The sequence below is a fragment of the Herbaspirillum sp. SJZ107 genome, from assembly GCF_006715485.1.
GTDB lineage: Bacteria > Pseudomonadota > Gammaproteobacteria > Burkholderiales > Burkholderiaceae_D > Telluria.
This window is the reverse complement of record NZ_VFNH01000002.1, coordinates 1,315,697-1,332,203: the sequence shown is the minus strand read 5'-3', so window position 1 is coordinate 1,332,203 and position 16,507 is coordinate 1,315,697. Positions and strand designations below refer to the sequence as shown.

Sequence of the window (16,507 nt, the reverse complement as noted above, 5' to 3'; positions counted from 1 at the left end):
TTGTTCGGCCCTACCCCATGCACATTAAACAGCTTCGTCCTGCTCTCGGTTTTGATTTAGGCAGGATAGACTGACGTCTTAAATGCTTAATGTCTTCGACATCAAGCATTGGTCCTCGTCCCTTCGGGACTGCGGGCATCCACATCACAGCTCCCGAACTATCACGACATCATCCGGCGCCACAAGCCGCAGTGCCGCTTCGTAAAACACCTGAAGCACAACACCACCAGCCGCCATCCCCGCTCCCAACACTAAAAGCCAAACCTGATCCCGGAAGAAGAGCAGCGCCCCTCCAAAAAGCACCAAACCGCCCACCACAGCCAAACTCACAATCGGTACCAGCACCCGCCCGATCAGCACCAGGACAACATAAAAGCTAAAGCGAACCGCCCGGATTACGGAGACGCCAACCCGCACGACAACGCTCTTCAACAACCGGCTCATCTTCCGCTCCTCAACACTCAAGCAGTAGTCCCATATGCTTCGCAATCAGCGTCCGCCGCGTCACCGATCAAATACAAGCTCCGCTATGGACACCATCGTCGGAGCGCCATCAGCTTCAAAAACAATAGGCACAGTGGCACCCACCAAAATCCACGCTTGCCGCCCCCTGTATTGCACACCGATGTGACCAACGGTGGAAGCTGCTGTCGACGAAGCCGCATTGTCTTCCCGCTTGCCAGCGCTTGAGCCTACTTCGTCATGACGAAGTTTCGCTTCCGCGGCAGGTTGTGGCACTCTCCGCGAGTCCGAGAAGGCCGGTCGTACCAAAGCACTGCCATCCTGAGCCGACTTTCCCGACCCCGCGTTGTCACCATCATCGCTCGACGCGGCGTCAGGTAGAGACGCCAAACCTGGACAAGCGCTTTCCTCCCGATGATGGACAGATGCTTCCAACAACGAAGAATCAGCCGCGCTTGCGCCCGCTTCGTCATGACGAAGTCGCTCCAGCGTCTGTTTGATCGTCTCCCTGGTAATGTGCGGCGCCTCACGACACCAGTCGTCGATCTGTACAGGAAAGGCCTCCCAGGCCTGGCGCAGGTCGTACAACGTACGTGCCGACGTGACACCCGCCGCGTACGCCAGATTTACGCAATCCGGCGCATCGATGATGGCCAGGTGCTCGGTGACAAAGGTCTGGTTCTTCTTACGAAGCCGCTCGGTAATTTCAACCTTCGATTCGCCGGCATCGAGCCTGCTTTTGATGAACAGGGCACGCGCCCGCGTCGTCAGACCGACCCGCAGCTCGTTCTCGTTGACCTGGTCATAGGTATCGAACTGCTCATCGACGAAGGCCGGAATGCTCGCAAATCCGTTACGCTGCGCCGACTTGTAGCGTCTGTGCCCATAGTTGATGATGTATTTACCGGGAAGCGCTGGATGCGGTCGAACAGAAATCGGTGTCTTCACCCCTCGCGCCCCGACGTCGGCATCGAGTTCCTCCTGGGCGACCATCGCATCAGGCTTACCGTCGTCGTCGGCATTACGCGGGTTGTTCGGGTCCGGAATGATGTCATCCAAAGCAATCGATAGCGGCTTGCCCTTCGCCGCCAGTTGGACGTTCGCCACGTCCGCAAGCCCCATCAGGTTCATGCGTGTAGTCATGGCCTCACCTCCGCACCTTCCATCTTTCCGATGAGGACATCGAACACTGCACGAATTTCCTTGCCTGCATCGCGTGCAGCCGTCTTGATGCGATTGCGGTTGTCGCCAGTGCCACCTTCTTTCAGGCGCCACACAGGTACCTGCGCGCCTGCTGCCTCGCGGTAGGCCTGGCGATCGGTAATCGGCTTTGGAAACATGTACTGATGGTGCGACGCCAGCAGTTGCTTGAAGTCCTGGACCTGGGCCGGCTGGCGTGGATCGAACTCGTTTGCCAGGATGCCGAAGTTGACCAGTCCGGGATTGAAATGCTGCTGGATGAACATGACACGCATGAGCACTTCAGCCGATACCGACACGCTGAACGGATCGATCTTGCAAGGGATGATGACGAAATCGCTGACTGCCAAGAAGGCGTTGGCGATCCTGCTGTTGGAGCCCGGCGTGTCGAAGGTCACATAGTCAAAATGCGGCGCCAGTTCGGCAAGACGGTCACGCAAGTTCGCTACCAGTACCTCGTCTTCCAGGTCGCATTGCTCGATTTCGCGCATGCGGACCTTGTCGGTCGGGATCAGCGCAAGCTTGCCGAGTGCCGCCGGCATGGGTAGCGGCTCGTCCGAGAAGAGATCGGCCGCAGTGAATGATTCGACCGCATAAGGCGCCATGGCGTTGCTGGCGTTGCCCTGCTCGTCGCCATCGACAAGGACAGAACGGAACCCTCGTTCGGCGAGATGATGCGTGAAGTTATAGCTGGTGGTTGTCTTCCCCACGCCGCCTTTCTGGTTGACCGGAATAAACTTCTTCATTTCCTCATCCTCCTGCGCGCGATATAGGCAAGTTGTTCGACCAGATCGGCCACATCGTCCGGCAAAGCCACATGGACCACCCGCCAACCGGCCGGCCGCTCGCCGCACTCCACATGTGTCTTCCAAGCCCGCGCCACCATCGCACTGACGCCCTGCACCGTCATGTGAAGCTGTTCGGCGATGTCCCGCTGCTTGGCACCGTCCACCAGGACGCGACGTATGTGTTCGATGTTGGCTTCCTTTTGCCGCTCCAGATGCGGCCGAATGAAATCGAATTCGCTGGGTGTAAGCCGCTTCCTCTCTGGCATTGCAATCTCCCCTTGCTTCGCAGCGATGTGCCGCTCCGCTGACTTAGAAATTACGCGTTAAGTCAACGGCAAACTCTGACCTAGATTAAGTCGGCACTAGGAGGGCGAGGCTAATGTAGGACGCATAACCCATCGAGGATAGCCATGCGATACCGGCTTGCTTTCATCTTCTTGCTATCTAGCGTCACGGTCTCTGTGCAAGCGCAGCCGCCATATCCCGTGGTATCCGAAGCGGAGCAAAGACAGCGCGACAAGGACCGCAGGCTGATTCTGGAAACAGAACTCGCCGCGGAACGGGACGCATTGACCAAGTCCCAGGCGATGTCCGCTACCTCCCCAGAACGCGACGCTACCGTGCACCGGCATACGGAAAATATCAAAGCCTTGCAGCGCGAGCTCGATGCCGTCGCAGGCCGGGCGACCGACCGCGAGCCGCAGCGGGTCATGGTCAGGGCGATTCGTCCCGCCGCCAGCACTACTGCCCCAAAAGCCCCGCGTTTCTGGGATCCATACAGTCGTACTTCGGACACAACCGATTTTTCAACCAGCCCTAGGAGGGAAAGCCATGAGTAACACTGCCCAACGTGCGCTCACGTTCGTCCTGTACGCAGGTTTGCTCGCCTTGCAGGCATCGCCTGCCTTCGCACAGTTCACGGGAGCCGGTTCCCAAGCCACCAACTGGGTCGTCCAGCTTCTTACCCCAATCGTTCCTCTCGCCGTTGCGGTCGTCGGCGTCCTGTGCCTGACGGGACGTGTCAACTGGGGATGGTTCGTTGGTGGCCTGGTCGGCACCGCCTTGTTCTTCGGCCGCGACCAGGTGGTCTCGATGTTCCGCGGCTGGCTGGGAGCCTGACATGGATCGCGAGGATGGCATCGACGTCGATCCGCTCGCGGTCGCACTGACCCGGCCCTCGACCATCCTCGGCGTTCCTTATGAGGCTTGCGTGATCAATCTGCTGGTATCGGTCGAGGCCTTGTCCCTGACCGAAAACCTGCTCTGGCTTCTGATGTGCATTCCGGTCCATGCCATCTGCTACCTGATCACGCTGAACGATCCGCGGTCTTTCGAACTGCTGATCCTGTGGGCACGCACCAAGCTGGGCACGCTCATCGGATCGCGCGGTTACTGGTCCGCGTCTTCATACAGCCCACTGACTTTCAGGGAACGCTTCGGCCCATTCAAACGGTGGCGAGTGCTGCGCCACCTACAACGGGAGAAAAGGACATGAACACCTCGATAGCACGGCAACAGGCCGTCCGGCGCGAGACGCCGGCGGCGCGGCACATACCGTACCAAGGACACCTTACGCCCAGCATCGTTGACACCACGTCGGGCGAATGCCTGTGCGTGCTGCGCCTCGCCGGATCATCGTTCGAATGTGCGGACGATGGCGACATCAACAACCGGCACCTACGTCTCAACCGCATCGTCATGAGCCTGGCCGATCCCCGCGTATCGATCTGGCAGCACATCGTGCGTCGCGAGGAAAACCAGTACCCGGACGGCGACTTCCCGCCAGGGTATGCGCGGGAGCTGAACGAGCGCTACAAAGCAAAGATCGGCAGCGAGCAACTCATGATCAACGAGCTTTACATGACGATCGTCCTACGGCCGTTCCGCAATAAGGCCGAAGGTCTGCTCGCAGCGGTATTCTCTCCCCGCACGCCGCAGGAACTCAGGAAAGCACGCGAGGAACTGGTGGCGGAACTCGAGCAGATCGTCACCGACCTTGCGGCCTCGCTGGCTTTCTACGAGCCCGAGCGGCTGCAATTATACGAACGACAGGGCGTACTGTTTTCACAGCCCGCCGAATTCTTCAACTTCCTGATCACAGGCGCTTGGGAACGGGTTCCCTATGCGCCGGTACCGCTCAAGCATTTAATCGGCGGGGTGCGGCCGATTTTCGGCAACGAAACGGTCGAAGTCCGGGGCGCCGATGCGAGTCACTTCGAGGCCATGCTCGGGATCCAGGCATATCCCCCCGAAACCAACCCGCTGTTCCTCGACGAGTTGCTCACACAACCCTTCGAAATGGTCATCACGCAGTCGTTCGAATTCCAGGCGAAGGATACGGCACTGCGCAAGATGCGGACGAAGGCGAACCGCATGCAGAACGCCGGCGATGCGGCAACGTCCCAGATCGAGAAGATTCCCGAGATCGCCGACGACCTGGCCTCGCGCCGGGCCGTGATGGGAAGCCATCATTACAACGTACTGGTGAAAGCGCGGACTGTGGATACGCTGCTCCACGACGTGGCCGACGTACGCCGGATCCTGATCGATACGGGCATCAAACCGGCACGTGAAGACCTCGCGCTGGAAGCGGCCTACTGGGCGCAACTGCCGGCCAACTTCGCGATGCGTCCTCGCCTGTCGCCGATCAACAGCCGCAACCTGTGCGGGTTCCACCCATTGCACAACTTCCCGACCGGACGCCGCACCGGCAACCACTGGGGCGATGCCGTCACCATGCTGATGACGGCCGCCGGCACACCGCACTACTTCAACCTGCACTCATCGGATCCGCAAGCCGTCAACGGCGGCGGCAAAAAGGATGTGGGCCACGCCATCCTGTTCGGCCCGAACGGTTCGGGCAAAACCGCAACGGTGTGTTTCCTGCTGTCGATGATGCAGAAGTTCGGCGTGACGTCGGTGCTGTTCTCCAAAGACCGCGACACCGAAATCGTGGTGCGCCGGCTGGGCGGCAAAGTATATCCGCTGCGTCTGAACGAGCCGACTGGACTTGCGCCCTTCGCGCTCGATGGAAGCGACCCGGCCAACCTGCGACACCTGCAGCTGCTGGTGCGCAAGCTGATGAGCCGCACCGTCGTGACCGAATCCGGCATGGAAGTCGATACCAAGCCGCTGACCGTACAGGAAGAAAAGGATGTCGACAAGGCAATTGCCCAGGTGATGGACATGCCGCTGTCCGCACGCCGCCTGGGCCGCGTACTGGACTTCCTGCCGAAAGGCAACCTGTACGACCGCCTCGCCAGATGGTGCCGTGCCCGCGAGGAAGGACGGAGCGACGGACCACTGGCATGGGTGTTCGACAATCCCTCGGCCACGATCGCGCAGGAACTTGGCACGGTGCGTACCACCGCGTTCGACACCACGGCCTTCCTCGACGATGCCGAGCTGCGCACGCCGATCACGCTGCACCTGTTCCACCTGACCGGTCATCTGATCGACGGCCGGCGCCTGGCCGTGTTCTTTTCCGAGCTGTGGAAATCGATGGGCGACAAGCATTTTGCCGCCTTCATCAAGGACCTTCTGAAAACGCTGCGCAAGAAGAATGGACTCGTCGTGCTGGATTCGCAGTCGCCCAGCGACGCCCTGCGGCATCCGATGGCCCGTACCCTGATCGAGCAGATCGCAACGCTGATCCTGTTTCCAAATCCAGGCGCCGACCAGTCCGAACACGTCGAAGGACTTGGACTGTCGCACCGCGAATACAGCCTGGTCAAGACCGACCTGCCCGAAGGTTCCGGCATGTTCCTCCTGAAGCAGGGCCGCCACTCGGTCGTGCTCAAGCTGCCATTGGCGGGCATGGACGAAGACCTGGCCACGCTATCGGCCCGCACGTCCAACCTGATGCTGATGGACCGGCTCATCGCGCAATACGGCGAAGACCCGGCAGCGTGGGTGCCTCACTTCAACGAAGAAAGGAAATCGGCGTGAAACTCAAGACACTCTTTGGCACACTCGTCCTGGCCAGCGCTTCGCTCCAAGCGTCCGCACAAATGACGGTGATCGATCCGGCCGTGCTCGGCGAAGCCGTCAAGCAGGTCAAGTCATGGACTGACCAGTACCAGCAGATGCGCACCCAGATCGATGCGATGAATTACCAGATCAAGGCCATGACCGGCGATCGCGGCATGTCGCACCTGTTACCCTCAAGCGAACCGGCATTGCCGGCGAACTGGGGGCAGTCGATGAGCAATCTGTCCGCGCTTGCGCAGCAGATCCGCCAGTCGCAGGCGGTGCTCCAGCCCGACCAGGCATCGCACCTGTCGCCCGAGCTGCAACGTTTCCTGGCGCAGGCCCAGAATGTCTCGGCCGCCAACCAGGCCATGACGCAGGCCGCTTTCAACGACGCTGCCCTGCGCCAGTCGCGCTTGAACCTCCTGACCGCCACTCTGGCACAGACCACCGAACCGAAGGCCGCATATGACCTGGCCAACCGCATCGCCATCGAGCACGCGGAACTCGTCAAGGACCAGAACCAACTCGAAGCCGCAGCCAGCGGCGCCACGGCACAGGATCGGGCGCAGCGCCTGATGATCAGCCAGATGCGCGCCAGCGCGGTCGGCACGAACATTCCCCGTATCGATACGTCGTTGCCCTGAGCATCGACGCCGCGATCGAGCGCCTTCAATCTAACGGACTCCATACATGAAACCGATCCTGTTTCTCCTCGCAGCGGCATCCCTGGCTGGCTGCACCCGCGAAGCCAGCCAGACCATCCCCGAGCTGGGGGAGCGCGTCCTCACCGTGGATGAATACCTCAAGCAACCGGACCTGCGCCAGCGGGTCGGCGCGCTCTGCCACAACGATCCCGGCCGGATGGGCATGACGCCGAACTGCGTCAACGTGCGCCGGGCAGATCACATCGCCTCGATGGGCACCGCTGCGGACCTGCGCATCGACTTGTCGAAATAAGGGAGCGAGATCATGACTGCACCGACCCTGTATAGCGACAGCCTGAACTATATCAACGCCGTATGCGAATCCTTTGTCGGAGATAACGTCGCCGCGGTTGCCCGGGTTGTCGGGCCGCTGCTGACGGCGATGCTGGCCCTGTACGTGGCACTGTGGGGGTTTGCCAGCATGCGCGGCCTGATCAAGGAGCCTGGCAACGAGTTTATCGGCCGCGTCGTGAAGCTGGCCGCCGTCCTCGGCATCGGCTTCAACATGGCGAACTACAACACGCTGATCACCAACACCTTCCTGCGCGGTCCGGACGAATTCGTGGCCGGCTTGGCGCAGAGTTCCGGCAGCAACGGCGTGATCAGCGGTCTCGACGCCATGCTGAACGACGGGCTGACGCTGACTGCGCGCTATTGGTCGAAAGCCGGGGTCCTCGACGGTGACTTCGGCATGTACATCATCGCCGCCGCCGTCATCATCGTGACCATCATCGTCACGGCCTACGCCTTTTTCCTGATGGCCCTGTCGAAGGTAATGCTGACCGCCGTGGTCGCAATCGGCCCAGTGTTTTTCATTGGCCTGCTGTTCGAGGCGACCGCTGGCTTCTTCAATTCCTGGCTGCGCCAGCTGGCGAATTACTTCCTGGTACCGGTGCTGGTCGTGATCGTCAACCTCTTGATCATGAAGCTATTCGCACGCGCCGCCAGCGGACCCGCGGCCCTGACCTCGAGCGCTGAAGTCGCCGAAGTGTTCCCGTTCCTGGCCATGGGCTTCGTCTGTCTTCTGGCCCTGGCCTCGGTGCTGAGCGTCGCGGCCGGCCTGGCGGGCGGTGTGTCGCTGTCCTCGTTCGGCATGGGCCGGCTGGTGGGCAATCTCTTGTCGCGCAGCGGCTTGAAAGCGGCCCGGCAGATCGGCCAGTACGGCACGCGGCCCGTCACATGGGCCGGAAAGAAGGTAAGCCGCGGCGCGTGGAGTGCCTACCAGAACCGCAGCCGCAATTCCATCCGTCCGACGAAAACCAAAGCGAAATCGCTGACTTACAAACCGTGAGGAACATCATGCGCAAGCTTCTGCCCCTGCTGGCCATGGCCGGCCTCCTGGCCGGATGTGCGAGCAAGCTTCCCACCTGTGACGGCAAGGACCGGCGTCCCATCAATGAACCCGGACGCGCCGAACTCCACTACCCCAGCTGCGGCGCCGCCGCTTAAGGAGGATGCAATGAACAAGCTACCCGATGCGGACAAGCTCGCCAGGGAACTGGCCGCCGCACGCACGCTGATCGAATCCCATCCGAACATGCAGCAACTGCTGGACCTGGCCGCGGACGACGCCGATCGCCGCGCGACGGAGAGCGAGCGCTCGCGCCGCCTCGCCTGGCGCATGGCAGGCACGTTCGGGGCCATCGGCTTCGCGGCCGTCATCGTGGCAGGTGGCGCCGTCGCAACCTCGATGCGCCCTGCTACTCCGCCCGAGGTGCTGGTCGTGAACAAGACCGACGGCTCCGCGCAACGGCTGACATCGCTGATCGATTTCCAGATGAACCCGGAAGAATCGACGATACGCCGCAACGTCGATACCTTCGTTGCCGCGCACGAAGGTTACAGCTACGAACTGGCGGACATCCATTACTACACCGCTGCGGCTTTCATGAGCCCGCAGCTCCAGGCGCAGTGGGTCAAGTCTTGGGAACCGACTAATCCCGATTCGCCGCCGAGGAAATACAAAAAGGAACGCCGGGTGCGGATCGCGGTCGGCGCCATCACGATTCTGCGCAACGGTCTCGGTACAGCGATCGGCGCCCGTGCAGGGTTCACGAAAACAGAATTGGTGAACGACATGGAGGACGGGCCGGCGACCAACTGGATCGCGACCATGTCGTTTCACTGGGTGAATCAGCCGGCCAACGAGCGCGACCGGCGCATCAACGATCTCGGGATGGAGATCACCGACTACACGGTCGATCGCGACATCAATACGGTGAAGCCGGCGCCTGCGCGACCGGTACGCGAAGCGGCCCGGCAAGCGGCGTCGCCGATGGCACTGGTGTCGCCGACCGCTATACAGCAGGTGTCGCCATGAACAAGCGCATCCTGTCATGCCTGACGGCGCTGACGCTGCTGTCCACGGCCCATGCGGCGCAGGAGCCCGAGCCATCCAAGGGCGACCCGCGCATCCGCTACGTGACCTACGACCCGAACAACGTCGTCCTTATCTACAGCAAGGTAGGCGCGTCGCTGCTGATCCAGTTCCAGCCGGACGAGCAGTTGGTCGACATGGTCGGCGGGGACGTCGACGCCTGGGGCGCAGCAAGCACCAAGGCGAGGAATGGCATATTCCTGAAGCCGGCGGCCGTGCTGCCGGAAACGAACATCCAGGTCATCACCAATCGCCGCACCTACAACTTCGAAGTCAAGCTGGCACCCAAGGGCAAGCCGAACTACCTGACCGTGCGGTTCCGGTATCCGGACGACGAGCGCAAAGCCATCTCGGCCGCGACAGAGTCCGACCAGGTACGTGCCCTGCTCGACGCCGGATCGCCGGCGGGCAATCGCCGCTACACCGTGCAGGGATCGAGCGAACTCGCGCCGCTCGAGGCGTGGGACGACGGCAGGACCACGTTCCTGCGTTTCCGTGCACGTGCAAGTGTTCCCGCCATCTATGTGGCCCGGGGTGACGACGAATCGCTGGAGCAGATCGAAAGTCCGACTACGCAGGACGACGTGGTGCAGATACCCGGCGTACGCCGCAAGCTTGTCCTTCGGATCGGCAGACAAGTGGCCTGTATCTTCAACGAAGGCTTCGACGCGCATGCGGCACGGCCGGCGACCAACACCGCCTCCCCTTACGTCAAGCGGACTTTGAAAGGGACATCGAAATGAACCTGTTCAAACTCAAGCAGCAGGAACCCGATCAGGAAGACGAAGGCAGCATCGAAGGCGAGCGCGCGCTGACCTCGGTCAATAAGGGCGTCACGTTGCAAAACAAGCTGACCAATTGGGCTGTAGTGATCGGCCTGTGCGTGCTGACCGGCGTGCTGCTATACAAGTATTACGCCGGCATGTACAAGGAATACGAAGGCAAGAAGACGCCGGTCAAGGATGTCACACGCACGGTGGCGACAACCGCGCTGCCGCCGTTCTCCATGCCGGACCCGGATCCGCCCTCTGCTTCGCCTGCCCTCGCAGCCGACAAGCCGCCTCGTCTGCAAGCGATCCCTATGACACAGGGGGCCAACATTGCCGCCGGCAATGGTCAGCCTCCGGTTAAAAGCCTGGCGGAGCTCGTACAGGAACGTCGCCTGAAAAGTTCGCTGCGCTTCAACCTGCAACACGGCACTGGTGGCGCCGACGCCGGTCCGAAATCGTTGGCTACAACCGACGCCGCCGACACGAGCGGTGTCCAAGCCGAGTCCGAGCCGCGCAGCACGAAAGCAATGCAGCCCGCGCATTTTTCGGCCGCGCATGCCTACATGGTGCCGGACCCAACATTGATCATGACGCGCGGCAAAGTCATTCCCTGCACTCTGGTTCCGGCGATCGACACCACATTGGCAGGCATGGTGACCTGCCTCACCGGCGAGGACGCAACCGGCGCCGACAATAAGGTCTCGCTGATGGATCGCGGCACCGTCTGCGTCGGCCAGCAGGGTGGCGGCGTGACCCATGGCCAGCGCCGCGTCGGCATCATCTGGCAGCGTTGCGAGACGCCGCAGCATGTGCTGGTGCCGCTCGAATCAGGCGCGACGGATGCGCTTGGGCGCCCCGGCCTGTCTGGCCAGGTGGACAACCATTTCTGGGATCGCTTCGGCGCCGCCATCGCACTCAGCCTGATCAGCGACATCGGCCCCTACCTCACTGCGGTACGCCAGGGCGGCGACAACAATACCACGATCGCCTTTCCGAACATCCTCAACGGCCCACAGGCCGTCATGGGCGAGGTGTTGAAGAACACGATGGATATCCGCCCAACCATCACGGCCCCGCAAGGCGCGCGAGTGCTGATCTACCTGGCGGGAGATATCGACTTCCGGGACGTCTACCAACTGGAAAGGAGCAAACAGCCATGAACGACATCAGTATGTCCACACTGGACCTGCACCTGCAGCCGATCGCCGACCTCCTGAAGAACGATTCGATCACCGAGATCGTCGTCAACCGTCCGGGCGAAGTCCTGCTTGAACGCCGCGACGGTTGGGAAGCCGTGCAGCAACCGGCGCTTTCGTATGCCTGGTGCGAGGGCCTGACCATGCTGCTGCGGAACCGAGCGAACCAGAACCTGACCGAAAACTGGCCATTACTCGGTGCCCAGATGCCGGGCGGCTTGCGGGTGCAGGTTGTGGTCCCGCCGGCGGTCGAAGCGGGACGGATCTCGCTGACGATACGCCGGCCCAACATGCAGGTGCTGCCGCTAAGCGACATCATCGGTGGCGGCGCCTTCGATTTGACACGATGCGAACAATCGCTGCTGTTGAGTGTGGAGGACAGAACGCGGATAGAGAAAACGCTTCCCGAAAACGACCGTGCCCTGCTGACGATGTTCCGCGACCGCGACTGGAGCGCCTTCTTCAAGACGGCGGTCGAGGGCCGCAAGAACATCGTATCGTCGGGCGCAACCGGTTCCGGCAAAACCACGCTGAGTAACGCCCTGGCCGCGATGATCCCGTTGAACGAACGGATCATCACGGTCGAGGACGTGCCAGAGATGCGTCTGCCCCATCCCAACCAAATCAATCTGTTCTATCCCAAGGGCGAAAACGGCGTCTCGAAGCTCCAGGCACGCGATCTCCTCGAAGCCTGCCTGCGCATGCGCCCGGATCGCGTGCTGCTGGCCGAACTGCGCGGGGGCGAAACGTTCTTCTTCATCCAGAACGTGCTCAATTCGGGACACCCCGGCACGATCACGACCGTCCACGCCAGCCGCGCCAAGCTTGCATTCCGACGCCTGGCCCTACTCATCAAGGGCAGCGCGGAAGGCGCCGGCCTTGACCTGACGGACATCACCGACAACCTGTATGCCCTGGTCGACATCGTTGTGCAGATGGAACGGCTTCCCGACGGCTGCCGCGTTGCCAGCGAGATCTACTACGACCCGGCATTTGCCGCGCGCCAGCTTGGCTAGGAGGCCATCATGCTGATCACACCGATCGACAGTGCCCGCTATAAAGCGATGGCGTTTTCGGGCCTGCTGCTGGCCGGCCTGCTGGTAACGCTATACCTGGCCAGCTACCTGTTCCTTATCCGGCTTTCCAATCCCATGTTGCCGCCGACTGCCGCAACACCGCTGACGGTGATCCGATACTGGATGGCATACGGACAGGAGCCGTACACGCGCAACTGGCTGCTCGGCTGCCTGGGAGCCGGTGCGGTGCCATCGATCGCAAGCATCGTCTACCTCGCGCGTCCAGTCAGTCGTTCGCTGCACGGCGACGCGCGCTTCGCCACGCTGCGCGAGGTGGTCCGCGCCGGCCTGCTCGGAGAGCGGGGCATTGTCATCGGACGATGGGGCCGCCGCTTCCTGATGCTGGGCCGCCAGCTGTGCGCGATCGTCATCGCGCCGCCGCGTTCCGGCAAGGGTGCTGGCCTCGTGCAACCAAATGCGCTGTCATGGCACGGGAGCATGGTAGTGAACGACGTGCGCAAGGAATGCTATCGGATCACGGCCGGGTTCAGGGCGAAGGTGTCCGACGTCCACCTGTTCGATCCGCTGTCACGCAACGGCATGACGGCGCAGTGGAATCCGATCTCGCCTTACTACGTGCCCGACGAGCCGGCACTGTGCGTGGATGCCTTGCAGAAGCTGGCCAATCAGCTGTCGCCCGACCCGGCGACCGGCGATCCGTTCTGGCCCGCGTCGTGCCGCGACCTGTTCTTGGGAATCGGACTGTATGTGATCGAGACGCCATCGCTACCCCGCACAATGGGTGAAATGGTCCGCCAGGTCATGCATGGCGCCGACGATTCGGTCAGCGACCACTGGAAAGCAATCATCGCTGAACGCGACGATTCGAAAAAGCCGCTGTCCGCGACCTGCAAGCGGATGCTGTACGACTTCATCAATCTTAGTCCGCAAACCCAGTCGTCGGTCCGCAAGACCTTCACCGCCAAGCTACAGTTGTGGACCAATCCACTTGTCGATGCTGCAACCAGCGCGGACTCGTTCGATCTTCGGCAACTGCGCCGTAAACGAATGTCGATCTACCTGGGCGTCCAGCCCGGAGACCTGGGACGCCTGTCGCTGCTGATGAACCTATTCTTCACGCAGCTTCTCGATGCGAACATGGACAAAATGCCGGAGGACGACCCGACCATCGTGCATGAGCTGTTGCCGATCATGGACGAATGGGCGGCGATGGGCCGCATGAACATCATTGAGAACAGCATCCAGTTGATGGGCGGCTATGGCATCCGTCCGCTGCTGATCGCACACTCGGTGCCGCAGATCCGCGCCATCTATGGGCCGGACCACACGAAGAACATCATCGCGTGTTGCGGCGCGCGCATTGTCTACGCACCGAACGAAAGCGACTACGCGACCGACATCTCACGCGAATTAGGCACGTTCACTACCGAGAATATGTCACGTTCGCGACAGGCGAAAAGCATGCGCGCTGGCAGTGTCACGACCTCTCAGGCGGCACGCGCGCTGCTCAACCCACAGGAAGTGAAGATGATCGGAGTGAACAATCAGATTGTCTTTGTCGAACACATCCCTCCGATCTTTTGCCGAAAAATCTGGTATTGGAAAACACGCGTGTTCGCGCGGCGCGCAAACCTCATCGTGCCGGCAGTCGAGCCCATCGAAGTCAACATGCCACCGGCTCCACCGTTAGTGGAAAAGGAACAGCCAACCGCCGGCAAAACCCTCTCTGCTCGGGCAATCACGCCCGCCGATGTGCCCAAGCTGAGCAAGCTGAAGCTGACTGATTACGCCGTGAACTTCGATAGCATCTCTTTACCGAAAGGAGAAAAACTGACCGGCGAAGACCTGCAAAAGACTCTGGATGCTTTTTTGACAGCAGTTGAGGCTTAAAGGAGAAATCATGAGTACCCGGAATGACGATAAGCAAACTCTTCCGTTGCCTGGCGTGGCTGACGATCAGTCTGCTGGCAACCAAGCTGCCGAAGACGAAACAGGCCTGGTTTCTGGGCTTGCCAAGGTTCACTCTAACCCGGCGCTCCAAGCCCTTCGCGATACTCCGCCCATGGACGGGAGAGAGACGTTGCCGCCTCATGATGCTAATGCCAAATCGACGCGTAAGGCTCGATCGGCTAAAACATCATCTCCCGACGCCTCTTCAACAAGAAAGGCAACCCAAATAACCGAGAACGATGGCAGACCCGCAAACGCGAAACGTACTTCTACAAGAAGATCAACTGACGTCGTACTGGAGACTGAAGCGGAAACATCAAAACCAAAACGTAAGTCGCGAGCAAAATCAGCGCAAATGCCCACCGCGGATGTCGGCCACCCTGGGCCCAGGCTGGACATCCCTAACCTCACACCGGAGGCAATGAGCTTTCTCGCAGACCAAGATGCAAAGGCAGCTGACCTATTCAAGCTTTCGACCGAGAGCCAAGCATTTGTACAATATCATTTAAAGCAAATGCATTCTTTAGAACAGAATAGCCAGTTAACGAATGCGTTACTGAGAGCGAGTGCTCGCCCAGTCAGCCCTGCGTTCGAAAAATTCGTTGACGCACTGACGAAAGTGGCCGGCGAGAAGTTGGCGGTGCCAGTAACGCTAAGTATGCCGAAAACCGAGGTATTGCTTACTCAAGAGACTGGAAATCTACCGGTTGCATCCTATGCACCCAGACGCGAAGGGGTTGGCATGTATGCGCCGGTGACGGTTCAACTTCGCAGCATAGACATCAATACCAATACGCTTGACGTTGCACCTCCGGTATCCATGGGGGTGTCAGGCAACGTCAAAACAAAGTCGCGACGCGGTGGCGAAAACGATGTACCGATCCACCTTGAGAACAGTATCGAACGTGAGACTGCACCTTTGCGCGTATCCCCCGTGGTTGATGTGCCCCAGCACGGAGCAATCGTTGAGCCAAGCAATACGTCGAAAGCCAATGACGAATCCATTCCGCTATCCGGTTCAAATCTCGGCCGAAATTTCATGTGGTCTGTAGTAAACTGGATTTTGTGGAGGAGAAAAGATCAGCTTCCATCAATGCACGTACACGTCACGTCCGAAGTTGGCGGCGCTATGTCGGTAGCGGCGCGCGCGCCAGTAGACAAGAATTCCACCGCCGTACCGGATGCTGTTATACGCCGTTTCCTCAAGGTGGAACAACAATACTATTTTCCTGACAAGAGCCTAGCTTTCATTGATCATGGCAACAAGCTGGCAACGCACGGGGTCCATCCCGAAGTAGTTCGCTCGCTGGTCGAGATAGCGAAAACTCGCGGCTGGGATAGCATTACCGTCAAAGGTGCTGAAGAGTTCCGACGCAGCACTTGGATGGAAGCAGCGCATAATGGGCTAAAGGTCGCAGGCTATCAGCCCTCGAAGCTCGATTTAGCTGAGCTCGCAAACAAACCTGTAAAGAATACCGTCGAGAAAAGTTCAGTCAAAGACAAAAACACCTCAGATTTTTTCGCTCATCAACGTACGGTATCAAATGATCCAAAAGAATTTAGCAAAGCGGCCGTCAAAGGAGCGGATGACCTGACGAACCAAGGGGCTTCGGTCAGTTCTGAGCTGGCAGAGAAAGCAAAGTCGTTTGCGAACGAGAAAGCCACCTTTGTGGTCAAAAAATACCCTGATCTTGCTGGAGCATATGGCTTGATCGAAGCTGCAAAATCTTTTGCGGGCCAAAACCTTCCAGAATCAGCGCGCGACGAATTTGTCGGTATGGCCCGCCGACATGTAATCCAAAAAATCGCAGTTGGGGAACAGGTTACTGGCCCAAAGATTTTCACCGCATCAACCAGAATTAAGGAGAGCACCGAGCAGCGTCCCAGTGCAAAGTCTGTTGATTTAGGAAAATCACAGAAAATCAAACAACCAACAAAAGAAAGATAACCTGCGAAGATTACATCTGATGATAACGTGCACAGGCGTACGTTATCAAGATACAAAGATACAAAGATACAAACGACCGAACATGAATGCCGTATCGAAGACC

The 16,507-nt window shown here is 60.0% G+C and carries 17 protein-coding genes; 13 read left to right on the top strand and 4 right to left on the bottom strand.

The features are described 5' to 3' along the window. Positions 1 to 144 precede the first annotated feature (144 nt). Genes FBX97_RS15620 through FBX97_RS15605 form a run of 4 tightly spaced genes read right to left on the bottom strand, consistent with a single transcriptional unit; the run spans position 145 to position 2,716 of the window. The gene (locus tag FBX97_RS15620; RefSeq protein WP_141833128.1) at positions 145 to 444 is read right to left on the bottom strand and encodes a hypothetical protein; all 300 of its coding nucleotides are present in this window, start codon (positions 442 to 444) and stop codon (positions 145 to 147) included. A 60-nt stretch (positions 445 to 504) separates the two neighbouring features. Then, positions 505 to 1,605, bottom strand: coding sequence for a ParB/RepB/Spo0J family partition protein (locus FBX97_RS15615; RefSeq protein WP_141833126.1), 1,101 nt, complete (start codon positions 1,603 to 1,605; stop codon positions 505 to 507). Continuing rightward, on the bottom strand, positions 1,602 to 2,408 hold the full coding sequence (locus tag FBX97_RS15610; protein WP_141833123.1) for a ParA family protein: 807 nt from the start codon (positions 2,406 to 2,408) through the stop codon (positions 1,602 to 1,604). Before FBX97_RS15610 ends, FBX97_RS15615 begins: the two co-directional genes overlap by 4 nt. Continuing rightward, positions 2,405 to 2,716, bottom strand: a complete 312-nt coding sequence (locus FBX97_RS15605) for a TrfB-related DNA-binding protein (protein ID WP_141833121.1) — start codon at positions 2,714 to 2,716, stop codon at positions 2,405 to 2,407. Before FBX97_RS15605 ends, FBX97_RS15610 begins: the two co-directional genes overlap by 4 nt. Positions 2,717 to 2,860: 144 nt before the next feature. Here FBX97_RS15605 and FBX97_RS29610 point away from each other — a divergent pair, with 144 nt between their 5' ends. From FBX97_RS29610 to FBX97_RS15545, 13 genes are all read left to right on the top strand, one after another. Next, positions 2,861 to 3,289 carry a hypothetical protein gene (locus FBX97_RS29610; RefSeq protein WP_185748601.1) on the top strand — a complete coding sequence of 143 codons (429 nt, stop codon included), beginning with the start codon at positions 2,861 to 2,863 and terminating at the stop codon, positions 3,287 to 3,289. Continuing rightward, positions 3,282 to 3,569 carry a TrbC/VirB2 family protein gene (locus FBX97_RS29605; protein ID WP_185748600.1) on the top strand — a complete coding sequence of 96 codons (288 nt, stop codon included), beginning with the start codon at positions 3,282 to 3,284 and terminating at the stop codon, positions 3,567 to 3,569. Before FBX97_RS29610 ends, FBX97_RS29605 begins: the two co-directional genes overlap by 8 nt. Before the next feature lies 1 nt (position 3,570). After that, positions 3,571 to 3,945: a type IV secretion system protein VirB3 gene (locus tag FBX97_RS15595; protein WP_141833117.1), complete on the top strand. Its 375-nt coding sequence runs from the start codon at positions 3,571 to 3,573 to the stop codon at positions 3,943 to 3,945. After that, positions 3,942 to 6,398 carry a VirB4 family type IV secretion/conjugal transfer ATPase gene (locus FBX97_RS15590; protein ID WP_141833115.1) on the top strand — a complete coding sequence of 819 codons (2,457 nt, stop codon included), beginning with the start codon at positions 3,942 to 3,944 and terminating at the stop codon, positions 6,396 to 6,398. Before FBX97_RS15595 ends, FBX97_RS15590 begins: the two co-directional genes overlap by 4 nt. Continuing rightward, positions 6,395 to 7,066 (top strand): type IV secretion system protein, encoded by a 672-nt coding sequence (locus FBX97_RS15585; RefSeq protein ID WP_141833113.1) that lies wholly within the window; start codon positions 6,395 to 6,397, stop codon positions 7,064 to 7,066. The genes FBX97_RS15590 and FBX97_RS15585 overlap by 4 nt, the downstream gene beginning before the upstream one ends. A gap of 46 nt (positions 7,067 to 7,112) precedes the next feature. Then, positions 7,113 to 7,379, top strand: coding sequence for an EexN family lipoprotein (locus FBX97_RS15580; protein ID WP_141833111.1), 267 nt, complete (start codon positions 7,113 to 7,115; stop codon positions 7,377 to 7,379). Between the two features lie 12 nt (positions 7,380 to 7,391). After that, entirely contained in the window at positions 7,392 to 8,417 is a 1,026-nt protein-coding gene (locus FBX97_RS15575) for a type IV secretion system protein (RefSeq protein ID WP_141833109.1), read from the top strand. A gap of 168 nt (positions 8,418 to 8,585) precedes the next feature. Beyond that, positions 8,586 to 9,446 (top strand): virB8 family protein, encoded by an 861-nt coding sequence (locus FBX97_RS15570; RefSeq protein ID WP_185748599.1) that lies wholly within the window; start codon positions 8,586 to 8,588, stop codon positions 9,444 to 9,446. After that, entirely contained in the window at positions 9,443 to 10,246 is an 804-nt protein-coding gene (locus FBX97_RS15565) for a TrbG/VirB9 family P-type conjugative transfer protein (protein WP_141833105.1), read from the top strand. The genes FBX97_RS15570 and FBX97_RS15565 overlap by 4 nt, the downstream gene beginning before the upstream one ends. Continuing rightward, complete coding sequence (locus tag FBX97_RS15560) at positions 10,243 to 11,433, top strand: TrbI/VirB10 family protein (RefSeq protein ID WP_141833103.1); 1,191 nt, start codon at positions 10,243 to 10,245, stop codon at positions 11,431 to 11,433. The genes FBX97_RS15565 and FBX97_RS15560 overlap by 4 nt, the downstream gene beginning before the upstream one ends. Continuing rightward, positions 11,430 to 12,485: a P-type DNA transfer ATPase VirB11 gene (gene virB11, locus FBX97_RS15555; protein ID WP_141833102.1), complete on the top strand. Its 1,056-nt coding sequence runs from the start codon at positions 11,430 to 11,432 to the stop codon at positions 12,483 to 12,485. Before FBX97_RS15560 ends, virB11 begins: the two co-directional genes overlap by 4 nt. A gap of 9 nt (positions 12,486 to 12,494) precedes the next feature. Then, positions 12,495 to 14,396, top strand: a complete 1,902-nt coding sequence (locus tag FBX97_RS15550; protein ID WP_141833101.1) for a type IV secretory system conjugative DNA transfer family protein — start codon at positions 12,495 to 12,497, stop codon at positions 14,394 to 14,396. A 10-nt stretch (positions 14,397 to 14,406) separates the two neighbouring features. Next, on the top strand, positions 14,407 to 16,404 hold the full coding sequence (locus FBX97_RS15545) for an LPD7 domain-containing protein (protein ID WP_141833099.1): 1,998 nt from the start codon (positions 14,407 to 14,409) through the stop codon (positions 16,402 to 16,404). Positions 16,405 to 16,507 lie beyond the last annotated feature (103 nt).

What these genes read in the sequence shown, in the direction of transcription:
- FBX97_RS15550 (WP_141833101.1), top strand. Translation starts at nt 12,495, where the DNA reads ATGCTGATCACACCGATCGACAGTGCCCGCTATAAAGCGATGGCGTTT.
- FBX97_RS15545 (WP_141833099.1), top strand. Translation starts at nt 14,407, where the DNA reads ATGAGTACCCGGAATGACGATAAGCAAACTCTTCCGTTGCCTGGCGTG.
- FBX97_RS15580 (WP_141833111.1), top strand. Translation starts at nt 7,113, where the DNA reads ATGAAACCGATCCTGTTTCTCCTCGCAGCGGCATCCCTGGCTGGCTGC.
- FBX97_RS15615 (WP_141833126.1), bottom strand. Translation starts at nt 1,605, where the DNA reads ATGACTACACGCATGAACCTGATGGGGCTTGCGGACGTGGCGAACGTC.
- FBX97_RS15620 (WP_141833128.1), bottom strand. Translation starts at nt 444, where the DNA reads ATGAGCCGGTTGTTGAAGAGCGTTGTCGTGCGGGTTGGCGTCTCCGTA.
- FBX97_RS15590 (WP_141833115.1), top strand. Translation starts at nt 3,942, where the DNA reads ATGAACACCTCGATAGCACGGCAACAGGCCGTCCGGCGCGAGACGCCG.
- FBX97_RS29610 (WP_185748601.1), top strand. Translation starts at nt 2,861, where the DNA reads ATGCGATACCGGCTTGCTTTCATCTTCTTGCTATCTAGCGTCACGGTC.
- virB11 (WP_141833102.1), top strand. Translation starts at nt 11,430, where the DNA reads ATGAACGACATCAGTATGTCCACACTGGACCTGCACCTGCAGCCGATC.
- FBX97_RS15570 (WP_185748599.1), top strand. Translation starts at nt 8,586, where the DNA reads ATGAACAAGCTACCCGATGCGGACAAGCTCGCCAGGGAACTGGCCGCC.
- FBX97_RS15560 (WP_141833103.1), top strand. Translation starts at nt 10,243, where the DNA reads ATGAACCTGTTCAAACTCAAGCAGCAGGAACCCGATCAGGAAGACGAA.
- FBX97_RS15610 (WP_141833123.1), bottom strand. Translation starts at nt 2,408, where the DNA reads ATGAAGAAGTTTATTCCGGTCAACCAGAAAGGCGGCGTGGGGAAGACA.
- FBX97_RS15605 (WP_141833121.1), bottom strand. Translation starts at nt 2,716, where the DNA reads ATGCCAGAGAGGAAGCGGCTTACACCCAGCGAATTCGATTTCATTCGG.
- FBX97_RS15575 (WP_141833109.1), top strand. Translation starts at nt 7,392, where the DNA reads ATGACTGCACCGACCCTGTATAGCGACAGCCTGAACTATATCAACGCC.
- FBX97_RS15595 (WP_141833117.1), top strand. Translation starts at nt 3,571, where the DNA reads ATGGATCGCGAGGATGGCATCGACGTCGATCCGCTCGCGGTCGCACTG.
- FBX97_RS29605 (WP_185748600.1), top strand. Translation starts at nt 3,282, where the DNA reads ATGAGTAACACTGCCCAACGTGCGCTCACGTTCGTCCTGTACGCAGGT.
- FBX97_RS15565 (WP_141833105.1), top strand. Translation starts at nt 9,443, where the DNA reads ATGAACAAGCGCATCCTGTCATGCCTGACGGCGCTGACGCTGCTGTCC.